Source organism: Salinicola rhizosphaerae (assembly GCF_014652715.1).
Taxonomy (GTDB): domain Bacteria; phylum Pseudomonadota; class Gammaproteobacteria; order Pseudomonadales; family Halomonadaceae; genus Salinicola; species Salinicola rhizosphaerae.
The window spans coordinates 1-13873 of record NZ_BMZI01000007.1; the positions used below are offsets into that span (position 1 = coordinate 1).

Sequence of the window (13873 nt, forward strand, 5' to 3'; positions counted from 1 at the left end):
TAATTCCGATTAACGCTCGCACCCTCCGTATTACCGCGGCTGCTGGCACGGAGTTAGCCGGTGCTTCTTCTGCGAGTGATGTCCTTCCTGACGGGTATTAACCGGCAGGCTTTCTTCCTCGCTGAAAGTGCTTTACAACCCGAGGGCCTTCTTCACACACGCGGCATGGCTGGATCAGGCTTGCGCCCATTGTCCAATATTCCCCACTGCTGCCTCCCGTAGGAGTCTGGGCCGTGTCTCAGTCCCAGTGTGGCTGATCATCCTCTCAGACCAGCTACGGATCGTCGCCTTGGTGAGCCGTTACCTCACCAACCAGCTAATCCGACATAGGCTCATCCGATAGCGAGAGCCGGAGCCCTCTTTCTCCCGTAGGACGTATGCGGTATTAGCCTGGGTTTCCCCAGGTTATCCCCCACTACCGGGCAGATTCCTATGCATTACTCACCCGTCCGCCGCTCGTCAGCGGAGTGCAAGCACTCCCTGCTACCGCTCGACTTGCATGTGTTAGGCCTGCCGCCAGCGTTCAATCTGAGCCATGATCAAACTCTTCAGTTAAAAGCTTGATAGTCCTTACCTCTTCTCTATCCAAAGATAGAAGAAGTGAAGCGGACCAAACTTGGTTCAAGGTCAAACGAATCTTGACGAGTCGCTTGCCTCGATATGTCGTGACTGGCGTCACGCAAGACAAGCGCCCACATCAATTACCTGATCGATTGTTAAAGAGCGGTGCCGGCGGCTGTTGTCGTCGCCAGCGGATGCGTACTTTACGGACCTCAATGGCACTTGGCAACCCCTGCGCGAAGATTTTTTACGGCCCGTCATGACGGCGTCATATTCACGACGTGTGGGCTCGCCTCGCCAGCGGTTCGTGACGTGCGCCTTCAGATCACCCAGAGATCCATGAAATCCGCCACGGGCATGGCCTCAAGCCGGGCCGGCTCGAGGCAAAGCGCCTGCAGATGATCGCAACGCTGGGCCGGGAATCGCGTGGCGAGATTACGTCTGAACTTCGCTTCGAGTTGCGGGATGCCCTCTGCTCGCCGCCGCCGATGACCGAGCGGATACTCCACCGCGACGACGTCAGTAGAGGACCCATCCTTGAAGTGGATCTGCAACGCGTTCGCGATGGAGCGCTTGTCAGCTTCGAGATACTCGCGGGAATAGCGTTCGTCTTCGACGACCTCCATCTTGGCTCGCAGCTCGTCAATGATCGGATGGCTGTGATGGAAGTCGTCTTCGTAGTGCTCTGCCTGTAGATCCCCGAACGCCAAGGGCACGGCGATCATGTATTGGAGACAGTGATCGCGGTCGGCCGGATTCGCCAGCTCCCCGACTTTGGAGATGATGCGAATGGCGGACTCATGCGTGGTGACCACGATGCGCTCGATCTCGTCGAGTCGATCACGAACCCGCGGATGCAAGATCACCGCAGCTTCTGCTGCCGTCTGCGCGTGGAACTCCGCCGGGAAGCTGATCTTGAACAGCACGTTCTCCATCACGTAGGTGCCGTAGCCTTGCGGAATCCGAAACCGACGCTCGGCCTCGGGTTTGACCAACTGATCGCGATTGGTCTTGCTGAAAAGGACATCATAAAAGCCCCACTGAGGCGCCGAGAGCACGCCCGGAATGCCCATCTCGCCTCGCATGGCAATGTCAGCCAGTCGCACCGCTCGTGAAGTGGCATCGCCGGCTGCCCAGCTCTTGCGGGAGCCCGCGTTGGGCGCATGGCGATAGGTACGCAGGCTTTGTCCGTCAACGAAGGCCTGTGACAGCGCCGCCAGTAGCTGCTCCCTATCGGCCCCCATCAACTTGGCCACAACGGCCGTCGACGCGAGCTTGACCAGCAGGACGTGATCCAGCCCGACTCGGTTGAACGAATTCTCTAGCGCCAGAACCCCCTGGATCTCGTGCGCCATGATCATTCCCTCGAGCACGTCGCGCATCAGCAAAGGCGCTTCCCCATGGGCTCGACGACGCTGGGAGAGATGATCGGCGACTGCCAGAATGCCACCCAGATTGTCCGAGGGGTGCCCCCACTCCGCGGCTAACCAGGTGTCGTTGTAATCCAGCCAGCGGATGGTGCAGCCGATATCCCAGGCCGCCTTGACGGGATCCAGAGAGAGCTGCGTACCGGGAACGCGCGCCCCATGAGGCACCACGGTACCTGCCACGATCGGCCCGAGGTGCTTGGTACATTCCGGAAAACGCAGCGCCAGCAGCCCGCACCCCAACGTGTCCATCAGACAATGGCGCGCCGTATCCAGCGCCTCTCGGCTCTCGATACGATATTCAAGCACGTAGTCGGCGATGGCCTGCAGCTCGGGATCGTAATCGGGTCGTTGATTGAGATCGACGTTCGCGCTCATGACGGCATCCTGTTGTCACCGACCCGATCGCGATGGTCGCGAGGGCCGATATCCGGTGGAAACTGTGGCTCTGCCTCGAGGGGAGAAAGCGGTCTCAGCGCTCGCCGATCGGCACCCAGTCACGCTGCTCGGGGCCGATATAGTCGGCGCTCGGGCGAATGATCCGGTTGTTGGCGCGCTGTTCGAATACATGCGCACACCAGCCGGTGAGACGCGAGCAGACGAAGATTGGCGTAAACAGCTTGGTCGGAATCCCCATGTAGTGATAGGCACTGGCATGATAGAAATCTGCGTTGGGGAAGAGGTGTTTCTCCCGGCGCATCACTTCATCGACGCGCTCCGACACATCGTAGAGATGCGTATCCCCGAGGTCGTCCGCCAGTCGCCGTGCCCACTGCTTGATGATGGCATTGCGAGGGTCGGCGTCTCGGTAGACTGCGTGGCCGAAGCCCATGATCTTCTCCTTGGCCGCCAGCCTCTCGAGCACGCCTTGCTCGGCAGTATCAGGATTGGCCCACTGACTGATCATCGCCATCGCGGCTTCGTTGGCCCCGCCGTGCAGAGGGCCCCGTAGCGAACCGATCGCCCCTGTCACACAGCTGTGCAGGTCGGAAAGCGTCGAGGCACAGACACGAGCGGTAAAGGTCGAGGCATTGAATTCGTGCTCTGCATACAGAATCAGCGACACATTCATGACGCGAGCGTGAAGCTCGGAGGCCGGCTTGCCGTGCAGCAGATGCAGAAAGTGCCCGCCGACCGACACGTCATCCGTTTGCGTCTCGATACGCTCCCCGTAATGCGAGTAGCGGTACCAGTAATTCAGCATCGAGGGCATCGCGGCGAGAAGCCGGTCGGCGTGCCACTGCTGATCCTCGAGGCGCTGCTCGGTCTCCAGATTGCCCAGCATGGATGTGCCGGTCCGTAGCGCGTCCATGGGATGTGCATCGGCGGGAACCTGCTCGAGAACACGCTTCAGGGGATCAGGCAGCCCACGAGCGCGCACGAGCCCGGCAATGTAATCATCAAGCTCGTCCTGCGTCGGCAACCGCCCCTTGAGCAGCAGGTAGGCGACTTCCTCGAACCTCGCGTTTTCCGCCAGCGTCTGGATATCGTAGCCACGGTAGGTCAGCCCTGATCCGCTCTTCCCGACCGTGCAAAGCGCCGTGCTGCCGGCGCTCTGTCCCCTCAGGCCCGTGCTCTTGATCGCTTCCGCCATGAGATCCTCCGCCTGTCGCTGCCAGGTTGACTCCAGTATTCGTCAGTCGGCGCGTTGCTTGTCGAATAACGCATCCAGCTTGCGTTCGTAAGCGTGGTAATCAAGAAACTCGTAGAGTTCTTCACGCGTCTGCATCGATGCCACCACGTCGCGCTGATGCCCCTTCTCGTGAATGTCTCGATAGACCTGTAGCGCCGCCGCATTCATCGCCCGGAATGCCGACAGCGGGTAGAGCACCATCCGACACCCGACCGCCGCCAGCTCTTGCTGACTGAACAGCGGCGTGGCACCGAATTCGGTGATGTTGGCGAGGATCGGCGCATCGACGCGCTCACAGAATGCTCGATAGTCGCCGAGCGTATGCACCGCCTCAGCGAAGACACCATCCGCTCCCGCTTCCACACAGGCGTTGGCTCGCTCGATCGCCGAATCCAACCCCTCCTTTTGAAACGCGTCGGTGCGCGCCATCAAGAAGAAGTGGTCATCGCGCCTGGCGTCCGCCGCAGCCTTGATGCGATCGACCATCTCGCCTTGCGTGACGATCTCCTTGTTCGGCCGGTGTCCGCAGCGTTTCTGCGCCACCTGATCCTCGAGATGCACTGCAGCGACGCCCGCGCGCTCCATCTCCCTGATCGTACGCCCGATATTGAAAGCCCCACCCCAACCGGTGTCGATGTCCACGAGCAGCGGCACGTCGCAGGCGCCGGTGATTCGGCGCGCGTCTTCGGCGACATCGTTGAGGGTCGTCATGCCAAGGTCGGGAAGCCCGAACGAGGCATTCGCTACACCGCCGCCAGAGAGATAGATCGCCGGATGTCCCACGCTTCGGGCCATCATCGCCGTGTAGGCATTGACCGTTCCGACGATCGGCAGCGGATCGTGTGCCTTCAGCGCCTGCCGAAAACGTGCCCCGGGGCTTAGCCGCTGTCCACCGACGACTTCCAGACTTCCAGGACTCATTCTTCACTCCTTGTATTGGCGGATAACGAGACCTCACCGCCCTCTTCGTCTCCGAGTGCCTTGGCATAGCTGGCGGCAACATTCTCGCGGGAGGCACTGACATGGCGCCGCATCAGCAGCTCGGCAAGCTCCGCATCCCCCGCTTCGATGGCGTCGACGATCCGGTGATGCTCGACGAACGCTCGCTGCGGTCGGGACCCCTTGGCGCTGAACTGGGTGCGATAGAGCCGAACCAGATAGTAGAGATCGTCACACAGCAGCGTGACCAGCATGCGGTTATGGCTACCCTGGACAATTCGATAGTGAAAATCGAGATCGCCCTCGCGCCGGTAATAGGCCTCTGCGCTCGATATGTCATCCTGGCGCTCGTGAAACGCGAGCACCTCGCGCAAGCCAGCGATCTCCTCGGCCGTCATGTGCTTTGCCGCCAGCCTCGCGGCCATGCTCTCCAGCGCCTCACGAACATCGAACAGCTCCAGCAGCTCGTCCATGGAGAGCTTGACGACACGGGCACCGACGTGGGGAACGCGCTCGATCAGACGGTAGGTCTCGAGTCGCCGCATGGCTTCGCGCAGCGGCCCGCGCGAGATTCCATAGTGTGACGACAATCCCGGTTCAGTGATGCGCGTACCGGGCGGCAGCTCACCGCGCACGATCGCACGCTGGAGCTGATGGAAGACCCGTTCGGCGAGCGTTCGCACGACGGGCAGCTCGGTATCCGGCGTGGAGGGTTCAGAGACGTATTCAGACATGGACCGCACATTGTTAACAATTGATCGAAGTTCAGCCCATCATAGGGTGGCGAAAAACCGTGGGCAATGGAAAAAACGTCGCAGGCATGAGGCATTGGTCGCACGTCCATGCACATAATTATCATGATTGTCGACAACATCTCGGCAACGACGGTGAGAGCCTCCGCCGCGCCCGAGCGACTCACGCTCGCCGAGATGACGATCCGTTCGCACCCCGCGAAGGCGACTCTCGCCGACACCGACGGCAATGCGTAAACTTCCGCTGATACCCTAGGGCGCAGCCGCGCGCGATTGTCAGACCTATGCTCGATTTCAGACCTGCGTCAGATCTTATAATGAGTCCCCATGGCCGACGACAGACCCCGACTCGACATCGTCGAGGTAAGCTACAGCGCCGACCCGGCATTTCACTTCGAGCGCCTTCGGAATCGCCCCGGTGCGGCGCTGCTCGATAGCGGCCGCCCGCACAACACTCGCGGTCGATTCGACATTCTCACCAGCGACCCCGTCAGCACGCTGATCGCCGAGAGAGGCACCCTGCGCACCACGCCGCCTTCTCAGCTCACGACCGGCGACCTGTTCGACGCGCAGCAGCATCTGCTGGCCGAGGCGGAAATGAAAGCGCTGCCGACACTGCCGAGCTCGCTTGCGCTGCTTGCCGACTCGCTCCCCTTCATTGGCGGCTGGCTGGGATTCTGGGGCTACAACGCAAAGTCGCCCGACCGGATGTGCGATGACGAGGATCGGCGTCCCGGCCCGTCGCTGCCCGATGCCCGACTCGGGCTCTACGATTGGGCCCTGGTTCAGGATCATCACCGAGGCCGCGCTTTCCTCGTCGCTACGCAGGCGCGGCAACAGCAGGTCCTGGCCTGGCTGGCCGAACCACCCTCGAACGGCGAGGCGAACGACGACTTCCGCCTGCTCGGCGACTTCCGGCCTGACCTGGACCGGGAAGCTTACGGCCGGCGCTTTCGGCGCGTCATCGACTATCTGCGGGCCGGAGACTGCTATCAGATCAACCTCGCTCAACGCTTCACCGCCCCCGTCATGGGCGACCCATGGTATGCCTACGTACGATTACGCCGCGCGACGCCGACGCCGTACGGGGGATTTCTTGCACACGACGATCAAGCCATCCTGTCGCTGTCCCCGGAGCGATTCGTCGGCGTGCTCGAGGGCCACGTCGACACCCGGCCGATCAAGGGCACGCGCGCCCGTGGCGAGACCCTTGAAGCCGACGAACACCAGATCCGCTCACTGCAGGCAAGCCCCAAGGATCGTGCCGAGAACGTGATGATCGTCGATCTGCTGCGCAATGATCTGGGGCGAGTCTGCCGCCCCGGCAGCGTGAGAGTCTCGCAGCTTTGCGGCCTCGAGAGTTATGCCAACGTGCATCACCTGGTCAGCGTGATCGAAGGGGAGCTTGCCCCCGAGCGAAGCGCGCTCGACCTGCTCCGCGCCGCGTTTCCCGGCGGCTCGATTACCGGCGCCCCCAAGCGCCGCGCCATGCAGATCATCGAAGAGCTGGAACCCTGCCAGCGCAGCGTCTACTGCGGCAGCCTCGGCTATCTCGACCGTCGAGGGCGGCTCGATACCTCCATCGCGATACGTACCGCGATCATCGATGCCGGCACACTTCATATCTGGGGCGGCGGAGGCCTGGTCGCTGACTCGGAGGAAGAGGCCGAGTACCAGGAAACGATCGACAAGATCTCCCATCTGATGCGCGCCTTGGCAGCCCCGGAAACACTGGAATTGAGGGCGTATCAAGACAATGGCGCTCCTGCCCAGGTCGCGCGAAGGCAGGCCGGCAGCAGCACGACCGGAGCGAACGGGTTCTAATAATCAAAACACCTAGAACAAGATATTGGCTAGATAATTTCGTTATATATAGACCTAACCAAACGGTATTGGGCGAACGCCGAAATGCATTGCTAGAGTGCTGACATTCCTTGAATGCAATGATCTCAGGCGTTGGACAGCATGACGCCGCCAACCAGGAGTTTCGCCATGGCGCTCGATCTGGATGCCCTCAATCGCGAAATCGGCCACGACCCGCTGGCCATCACGGAATTTGCCTTGAGCCTCGAGCAGAAGGCGATCTGCACGACTAACTTCCGACCGTTCGAGGCCGTCATCCTGCACCTGGTGACACGCGTCCGTCCGGACATTCCCGTGGTATGGATGGACAGCGGCTACAACACGCCGGCGACTTACCGGTATGCCGAGGAATTGACCCGCCGCCTCGATCTCAATCTCACCATCTATCATCCGCGTCGCTCGCGCGCGCATCGCGAGTCCATCGAGGGACCGACACCGGAGATCGACGACCCGCGACACGCGGCGTTCACAGAGGAGGTCAAGCTCGAGCCTTTCCGTCGCGCCCTGCTGGAGACAGCCCCGGATGTCTGGTTTACGGCGCTTCGCGCCGAAGACACGCCGGAGCGGTCACGCATGCAGCCGCTCTCGCGCAACGCCGATGGCCTCCTGAAAGTGGCGCCGGTGCTGCACTGGAGCGCCAAGGAGATGTATCAATATCTTCAGCAACACGATCTGCCGAACAATTTCGACTACTTCGACCCGACCAAGGTCGAGGACAAGCGCGAGTGCGGTCTGCACCTGCAGCACTGAAAACGCTTCCCGGTCAGCCGGGCCTACCGGACTTCATTCAGCTCGCCGGGCTACTCACTGGGCTATTCACCCGGCGACTCGCCAATCCGGAGCGGACGCAGAGAATGAGTACCGGTAGGTGAAGTCGAAGGTGAGAGCAATAGAGCGAAAAAATCCGCCAATTCGGCGGATTTTTCGTGGACGACGGTTGGCCAATCTCGCTTCGGCGGCGGCACGATCACCCGACCTGGCAAGAGGCGCCGCCAGGGCAGGCTTATAGAACCGGCAACTCCACATCCTTGAACAGCTCGGCTTCATGACGCGGTCCCGCAGCCAATGCCGCCTCGACGGTGTCGCGATCGAGATGCGGCGCCATTCGCTTGACGAAGTCATACATGTAGCTGCGCATGAAAGTGCCACGACGGATGCCGATTTTCGTTGTCGAGCTAGCAAACAGGTGAGAGGCATCGATGGCCACGAGATCGCTGTCGGCGACCGGATCGATCGCCATATGGGCCACGATGCCGATGCCCAGACCGAGCCGCACGTAGGTCTTGATCACGTCCGAGTCGGCCGCCGTCAGCACGACGTTGGGCGTCAGATCTCGAGACTTGAAGGCATCATCCAGCTGGGAGCGCCCCGTAAAGCCGAAGACATAGGTGACAAGCGGATGCTCCGCGACCCGCTCCAGCGTCAATTCACCGGTAGCCAGCGGATGCCCCTTTGGCACCAGTACGCAGCGATTCCAGCGGTAACACGGCAGCAGAACGAGATCGTTGAACAGCTCGAGCGACTCGGTGCAGATGGCGAAATCCGCCGAGCCTTCGCTGACCATCTGGGCAATCTGCTTGGGGGTGCCTTGCTGCATATGCAGCGCCACATCAGGATACTGCTGACGGAATTCCCCAATGACCCCCGGCAGCACATAGCGAGCCTGCGTGTGCGTGGTCGCGATGGACAGGCTGCCGCGTCGCTCGTCACTGTGCTCCTGCGCCACATGCTTGATGTCATCGACCGTTCGCAGCACCTTGCCCGCCAGCTCGACGATCGCCTCTCCCGCCGGCGTCACGCGCGTGAGATGCTTGCCACTACGCGCGAATATCTCGACGCCAAGCTCATCTTCGAGCAGGCGGATCTGTTTGGAGATGCCCGGCTGAGACGTGAACAGGCTCTGCGCCGTGGCCGAAACATTGAGCTGGTGACGCGTGACTTCCCAGATATAGCGCAGTTGCTGGAGCTTCATGCACACCTCGTCCCGTTCGTGGTTGCCGGCGCGCTCGACGCCAGCCTCATCGCCACCTCATAATGGCATAAGAAACAGCCCTAGCATTACTTTACGCAATATAGGGCGACGGGTGAAGCCCTGATTGGTCAGTGCTTTACGGCATGAAAATTCAGCGTTTAATAACCTGGCGCTATCAATCCCATAACGAGCGATATTTGCCAGCACTCCACTCAAGGGCTAACATCGGCTCGATACGCTCGCCGAGAGCGCAATGTCTACAGGAGTCTTACCATGTCCAACAATGTCGATGTCACCACGGCGAATTTCGAGCAGGAAGTCTTGAATGCCGACAAGCCGGTATTGTTGAAGTTCTGGGCCCCCTGGTGCGGTCCGTGCAAGATGATGGCCCCGGTGGTCGATGAAGTCGCCAGCGAAAAGGCCGACGACATCAAGGTCGTCAGCGTCAACGTCGATGACGCGCCGGAGATCGCCTCCGAGCACGGTGTGCGCGGCGTCCCCACTGTCATGCTGTTCAAGTCGGGCGCCAAGGTCGCCTCTCTGGTCGGCGCTCAGTCGAAATCGCAGCTCACGCAGTTTCTCGAGCAGAACGGCTGAATCCGAACCTTCGCATTCATCAGGCCGCTCCTCACAGGGGCGGCCTTTTTCATGCCGTGATGTAGCGCCGGTATCGTGGCATGGTCAGGCGCCGATGCACCGTAGGCCGTCGGACCATCCGGTACCGAGGTTCGAGGTGCGGCCTCACCGCTGGTCGTTACCCTCCATCTCTTCTTCCAGCTCCTCCAGCACTTCATTGGCCTTGCGCTGATACCGTCGGCGCCGCTCCGAGGGGCCTAGCATCCTCGCGATCCATCGCGTTTCCGGATGGCTGTCCAGCGCAATCTTCAGCGTCATCGTCAGCGGCACCGAGAGCAGCATCCCCACCGGCCCCAGAATCCAGCCCCAGACGACCAGCGACAGAAACGCAACCAGCGTCGATAGCCCCATCGTGCGCCCCATGACGCGAGGCTCGATCAAATTGCCGAGCACGAAATTGATCGCAAGATAGGCGCCGGAGAGCATCAGCGCCTTGACCATGCCACCGTCCGGCATGGCGAGCGTCAGCAGCACCGCCGGAATGGCCGCGATGAAGGAGCCAATATTGGGAACGTAGTTGAGCACGAACGCCAGCGCGCCCCAGAGCAACGCGAATTTCACCCCGACCAGCCACGCCGACACCATGACCAGCAGCCCCGTGATCAGACTGATGACCGTCTTCACCGCCATGTAGCGCTTCAGGTTGAAGCTGAACTCGTTGAAACGCTCGAGACTCGGTCCGGGATTGCTCAACGCCCTGGCCACCTTCTGCCGGAAGTCGAGAGTCTCGAACAGCATGAAGTTCACCAGCAGCAGAATGACCAGGCTCTGCGAGAGCACGAGCCCCAATCCGCTGACGAAGCTGGTGACCCAGCCGCCGTTCGAGTCATCGAGCATGCTGTTCAGCTCGCTGGGCGAGATCGAAAGCCCCTGATGGGCCAGCCATTCAAGCAGCGTGAGATAGTGCCCTTCCAGCTGCTTCTGCATCTGTGGCCAGCTGTCCATGAATGCCGCGAAGCTATTGCCGAGCAGCATGCCGAACAGTGTCAGCAGCCCGCCGAGAATGATCAGCGTGATGAGCACCGCGGCATAGGAGTTGAGCCCGCGGCGATAGAGCCAGTGCACGGGAGAGGCACAGATCACCGCCACGAAGACCGACAGCAGCACCGGGATGATCAGCGTTTCAGCCGCTCGCACCCCCGCGATGATGATCGTGAGCGATGCCAGCGTCAGCATCAAATTGAAGGGCAGGTTGCGGAAAGAGGGTTCCTGTCCGGGGGACATGGGCGGCAATCCTTTGGCGGCGTATCATCCTTGATCGCTCGACCATAACACGCCTGCGTTTCCGGTTCGCCAACCCATTGAAGACGTTCGCTCGTCGCAGGCACGCGCGTGCCGATCTCGACGCGTCGGGCCGGCAAGAGCCGGCTCGACGAGCGCCTCCCCACGAACGCGACTCAGCCGTAGCGACCGGTAATGTAATCCTCGGTACGGGACTCCCGCGGCTGCGTGAAGATCTTGGTGGTGTCATCGCACTCGATCAGACTGCCCAGGTACATGAAGGCGGTAATATCGGAGATACGCGCCGCCTGCTGCATGTTGTGCGTCACGATGACGATCGTGTAGTCCTTCTTGAGCTCGTTGATCAGGTCCTCGATATAGCCGGTCGAGATCGGGTCGAGCGCCGATGTCGGCTCGTCGAGCAGAATGACCTCGGGTTTGACGGCGATCGTGCGAGCGATGCAGAGACGCTGCTGCTGGCCTCCGGAGAGTGCCTGCCCGCTCTGCTTCAGCTTGTCTTTCACCTCCTCCCACAGCGCCGCCTTGCGCAGCGCCCACTCGACCCGCTCCTCGAGCTCGCGCGCAGAAAGCTTCTCGTAGAGCCGGATGCCGAACGCCACGTTGTCGAATACCGACATCGGAAACGGCGTCGGCTTCTGGAACACCATGCCCACGCGCGAGCGCAGCAGGTTGAGGTCCACGCCCGAGTCGTAGATGTCGTGGTTATCGAGCAGGATCTGTCCCTGGGTCGAGATCCCCTCGTAGAGATCATGGATTCGGTTGAAGCAGCGAATCAGTGTCGACTTGCCGCAGCCGGAAGGACCAATGAACGCGGTTACCTGACGCTCCGGGATCTCCATCGAGATGCCCTTGAGCGCATGGAATTTGCCGTAGTGGAGATTCAGGTCGTTGACTCTGAGCTTGGTGGCCGTGCTGGCCTTCGGCTCGAGGCCGTCACGCTCGGCGTCACGACGGGCATGGAGATGCAGTTCGGCAGTCATGGCAATCTCGCGAGTGGAAATCAGGAGCGCTGACGCGAGAAGTAACGCGCCGCGATGTTGAGAATCAGGATAGCCGCAGTCAAGATCAGGGCTCCGCCCCAAGCCAGCGACACCAGATCCGGAATGAACGAGTTGATCGTCATGTTCTGATAGATCGTCATCGGCAGGTTGGCCATTTCGCTGCTCAGATCGAAGAAGTTCCACTGGTTCGAGTTCAGCGAGGTGAACAGCAGCGGTGCGGTCTCCCCGCTGATCCGCGCAAACCCCAGCAGAATGCCGGTGATGATGCCCGCCCGCGCACCGCTGTAGCAGACCCGCACGATGATCCACCAGCGGTGGGCACCCAGCGCCGCAGCCGCTTCACGCAGCGAATTGGGGATGAGCCTCAGCATGTCCTCAGTGGAGCGGATCACCACCGGCACGATAATCACCGTGAGCGACAGCACGCCGGCCCAACCGGAGAATCCGCCGGTCGGTACGACGATCACGGCATAGATGAACAGACCGATGATGATCGATGGCGCCGAAAGCAGCACATCGTTGATGAACCGGATCACCTTGGCCATGATCCCCTTTTCACCGTACTCCGCCAGCCAGGTACCGGCAGCGACGCCGATGATCGTGCCTAGCACCGTCGCCACGGCAGTCATCAGAAACGATCCCCAGATGGCGTTACCGAGCCCGCCGCCGCTCATGCGCGTACGCTCGATGAAGATCGAGGGAGAGATGGCGCTGATCCCCTTGGTCACCAGCGTGAACAGGATCGCGAAGAGAAACACGAAGCCGATCAGCGTCGCCACGATGCACGCGCCCATGACGAGCTGATTGAGGCGCTTGCGGCGACGGTAGAGTGGGCTCTGGCTGAGTTGCATGGGGGGCTCCTCCACCGGATCAGGCGTGACGGCCGGTGCTGTTGCGCAGCAGATAACGCGCAAAGGCCAGCACGGCAAAGGTGATGATGAACAGGATCAGGCCCAGCGCCAGCAACGCGGAGCGCTGCGTGCCGTCGGACTCCGAGAACTGATTTGCGATCAGGGCCGCGATGGAGGTGCCCTGCCCGGTCAATGTCGGGTTCAGGAACAGGTTGTTGCCGATGACGAACGTGACCGCCATGGTTTCACCCAGCGCGCGACCGAGGCCGAGCACGACACCACCGACCAGCCCACCCTTGACCGAGGGCAGGATGACTCGGCGGGCCACTTCCCAGGTCGTGCAGCCAAGCCCGTAGGCGGACTCACGCATGACGGCGGGAACGGTATTGATCACGTCGCGGCTGACCGCGGTGATGAACGGAATGATCATCACCGCCAGAATGATGCCCGCCGTGGCCAGGCCGGTCCCGGCGGGAAAGACGGAGGGAAACCAGGTGCGCAGCAGCGGTGCGAGCACCTCCATCCCCCACATGCCGTAGATAATCGAGGGGATCCCTGCCAGCAGCTCGATCATGGTACTGAGCGGCTGGCGAAGAAACCCGGGGCATCGCTCGGTCAAGAAGATGGCGATGCCGAACGAGACAGGCACGGCAATGACGATCGCGATCAGCGAGGTCAGCAGCGTGCCGTAGACGGCAGGCAGCGCTCCGAAGACTTCAACGTTGGCCGCCCAGCGGTTCTCGGTGAAGAACGAGACCCCATAACGCTGGATTGCCGGCCAGCTGGATACGATCAGAGAGGCGATGATCGCGCCCAGCAACAGCAGCACGGCAAAGGCGAAGGCGAACAGAACCCGCTCGAACCAGGTGTCGATCTGCGCCTTGCGCGCAAGCCGCTTGCGCGTACTCTCGCTCAGGCGTCCCAGGCCGCTGTCGGTCTGCACCGCGTTGGTGGTGGCCATGTCAAATCCTCGTCGGCTTGCCACTCGAGCTGCCC

At 61.4% G+C, this 13873-nt stretch carries 12 protein-coding genes and 1 rRNA gene; 3 read left to right on the forward strand and 10 right to left on the reverse strand.

The window, feature by feature from the left end; genetic code table 11:
* The 5 genes from IE125_RS15150 to IE125_RS15170 form a co-directional block, all read right to left on the reverse strand.
* Positions 1–555, reverse strand: a 16S ribosomal RNA gene (locus tag IE125_RS15150); the annotation flags it as partial.
* Between the two features lie 326 nt (positions 556–881).
* Complete coding sequence (gene prpD / locus IE125_RS15155; RefSeq protein WP_189445526.1) at positions 882–2366, reverse strand: 2-methylcitrate dehydratase; 1485 nt, start codon at positions 2364–2366, stop codon at positions 882–884.
* Positions 2367–2460: 94 nt separating this feature from the next.
* Positions 2461–3582 carry a bifunctional 2-methylcitrate synthase/citrate synthase gene (gene prpC / locus IE125_RS15160; RefSeq protein ID WP_189445527.1) on the reverse strand — a complete coding sequence of 374 codons (1122 nt, stop codon included), beginning with the start codon at positions 3580–3582 and terminating at the stop codon, positions 2461–2463.
* 42 nt (positions 3583–3624) lie between these two features.
* Positions 3625–4542 carry a methylisocitrate lyase gene (gene prpB / locus IE125_RS15165; protein WP_189445528.1) on the reverse strand — a complete coding sequence of 306 codons (918 nt, stop codon included), beginning with the start codon at positions 4540–4542 and terminating at the stop codon, positions 3625–3627.
* Positions 4539–5294, reverse strand: coding sequence for a GntR family transcriptional regulator (locus IE125_RS15170; protein WP_189445529.1), 756 nt, complete (start codon positions 5292–5294; stop codon positions 4539–4541). The genes prpB and IE125_RS15170 overlap by 4 nt, the downstream gene beginning before the upstream one ends.
* Before the next feature lie 345 nt (positions 5295–5639).
* Here IE125_RS15170 and pabB point away from each other — a divergent pair, with 345 nt between their 5' ends.
* Both pabB and IE125_RS15180 read left to right on the forward strand, forming a co-directional pair.
* Positions 5640–7136: an aminodeoxychorismate synthase component I gene (gene pabB, locus IE125_RS15175; RefSeq protein WP_189445530.1), complete on the forward strand. Its 1497-nt coding sequence runs from the start codon at positions 5640–5642 to the stop codon at positions 7134–7136.
* A gap of 168 nt (positions 7137–7304) precedes the next feature.
* Positions 7305–7925 carry a phosphoadenosine phosphosulfate reductase domain-containing protein gene (locus tag IE125_RS15180; RefSeq protein ID WP_189445531.1) on the forward strand — a complete coding sequence of 207 codons (621 nt, stop codon included), beginning with the start codon at positions 7305–7307 and terminating at the stop codon, positions 7923–7925.
* Between the two features lie 253 nt (positions 7926–8178).
* Here the strand turns inward: IE125_RS15180 and cysB are convergent, their stop codons facing one another.
* Positions 8179–9147, reverse strand: coding sequence for an HTH-type transcriptional regulator CysB (gene cysB / locus IE125_RS15185; protein WP_189445532.1), 969 nt, complete (start codon positions 9145–9147; stop codon positions 8179–8181).
* 273 nt (positions 9148–9420) lie between these two features.
* Between cysB and trxA the strand changes: the two genes are divergently transcribed.
* Complete coding sequence (trxA, locus tag IE125_RS15190; protein ID WP_189445533.1) at positions 9421–9744, forward strand: thioredoxin; 324 nt, start codon at positions 9421–9423, stop codon at positions 9742–9744.
* Positions 9745–9888: 144 nt separating this feature from the next.
* Here trxA and IE125_RS15195 read toward each other — a convergent pair whose 3' ends face one another.
* From IE125_RS15195 to pstC, 4 genes are all read right to left on the reverse strand, one after another.
* Positions 9889–11007 carry an AI-2E family transporter gene (locus IE125_RS15195; RefSeq protein WP_189445534.1) on the reverse strand — a complete coding sequence of 373 codons (1119 nt, stop codon included), beginning with the start codon at positions 11005–11007 and terminating at the stop codon, positions 9889–9891.
* A 173-nt stretch (positions 11008–11180) separates the two neighbouring features.
* On the reverse strand, positions 11181–12005 hold the full coding sequence (gene pstB, locus IE125_RS15200) for a phosphate ABC transporter ATP-binding protein PstB (protein ID WP_189445535.1): 825 nt from the start codon (positions 12003–12005) through the stop codon (positions 11181–11183).
* A 20-nt stretch (positions 12006–12025) separates the two neighbouring features.
* Positions 12026–12877, reverse strand: a complete 852-nt coding sequence (gene pstA, locus IE125_RS15205; RefSeq protein WP_189445536.1) for a phosphate ABC transporter permease PstA — start codon at positions 12875–12877, stop codon at positions 12026–12028.
* A gap of 19 nt (positions 12878–12896) precedes the next feature.
* Positions 12897–13838, reverse strand: a complete 942-nt coding sequence (gene pstC, locus IE125_RS15210) for a phosphate ABC transporter permease subunit PstC (protein WP_189445537.1) — start codon at positions 13836–13838, stop codon at positions 12897–12899.
* Positions 13839–13873: the final 35 nt, after the last annotated feature.

Bases quoted from the DNA above. Each gene is read 5' to 3' on its own strand.
- prpD (WP_189445526.1), bottom strand. From the start codon at position 2,366: ATGAGCGCGAACGTCGATCTCAATCAACGACCCGATTACGATCCCGAG.
- prpC (WP_189445527.1), bottom strand. From the start codon at position 3,582: ATGGCGGAAGCGATCAAGAGCACGGGCCTGAGGGGACAGAGCGCCGGC.
- prpB (WP_189445528.1), bottom strand. From the start codon at position 4,542: ATGAGTCCTGGAAGTCTGGAAGTCGTCGGTGGACAGCGGCTAAGCCCC.
- IE125_RS15170 (WP_189445529.1), bottom strand. From the start codon at position 5,294: ATGTCTGAATACGTCTCTGAACCCTCCACGCCGGATACCGAGCTGCCC.
- pabB (WP_189445530.1), top strand. From the start codon at position 5,640: ATGGCCGACGACAGACCCCGACTCGACATCGTCGAGGTAAGCTACAGC.
- IE125_RS15180 (WP_189445531.1), top strand. From the start codon at position 7,305: ATGGCGCTCGATCTGGATGCCCTCAATCGCGAAATCGGCCACGACCCG.
- cysB (WP_189445532.1), bottom strand. From the start codon at position 9,147: ATGAAGCTCCAGCAACTGCGCTATATCTGGGAAGTCACGCGTCACCAG.
- trxA (WP_189445533.1), top strand. From the start codon at position 9,421: ATGTCCAACAATGTCGATGTCACCACGGCGAATTTCGAGCAGGAAGTC.
- IE125_RS15195 (WP_189445534.1), bottom strand. From the start codon at position 11,007: ATGTCCCCCGGACAGGAACCCTCTTTCCGCAACCTGCCCTTCAATTTG.
- pstB (WP_189445535.1), bottom strand. From the start codon at position 12,005: ATGACTGCCGAACTGCATCTCCATGCCCGTCGTGACGCCGAGCGTGAC.
- pstA (WP_189445536.1), bottom strand. From the start codon at position 12,877: ATGCAACTCAGCCAGAGCCCACTCTACCGTCGCCGCAAGCGCCTCAAT.
- pstC (WP_189445537.1), bottom strand. From the start codon at position 13,838: ATGGCCACCACCAACGCGGTGCAGACCGACAGCGGCCTGGGACGCCTG.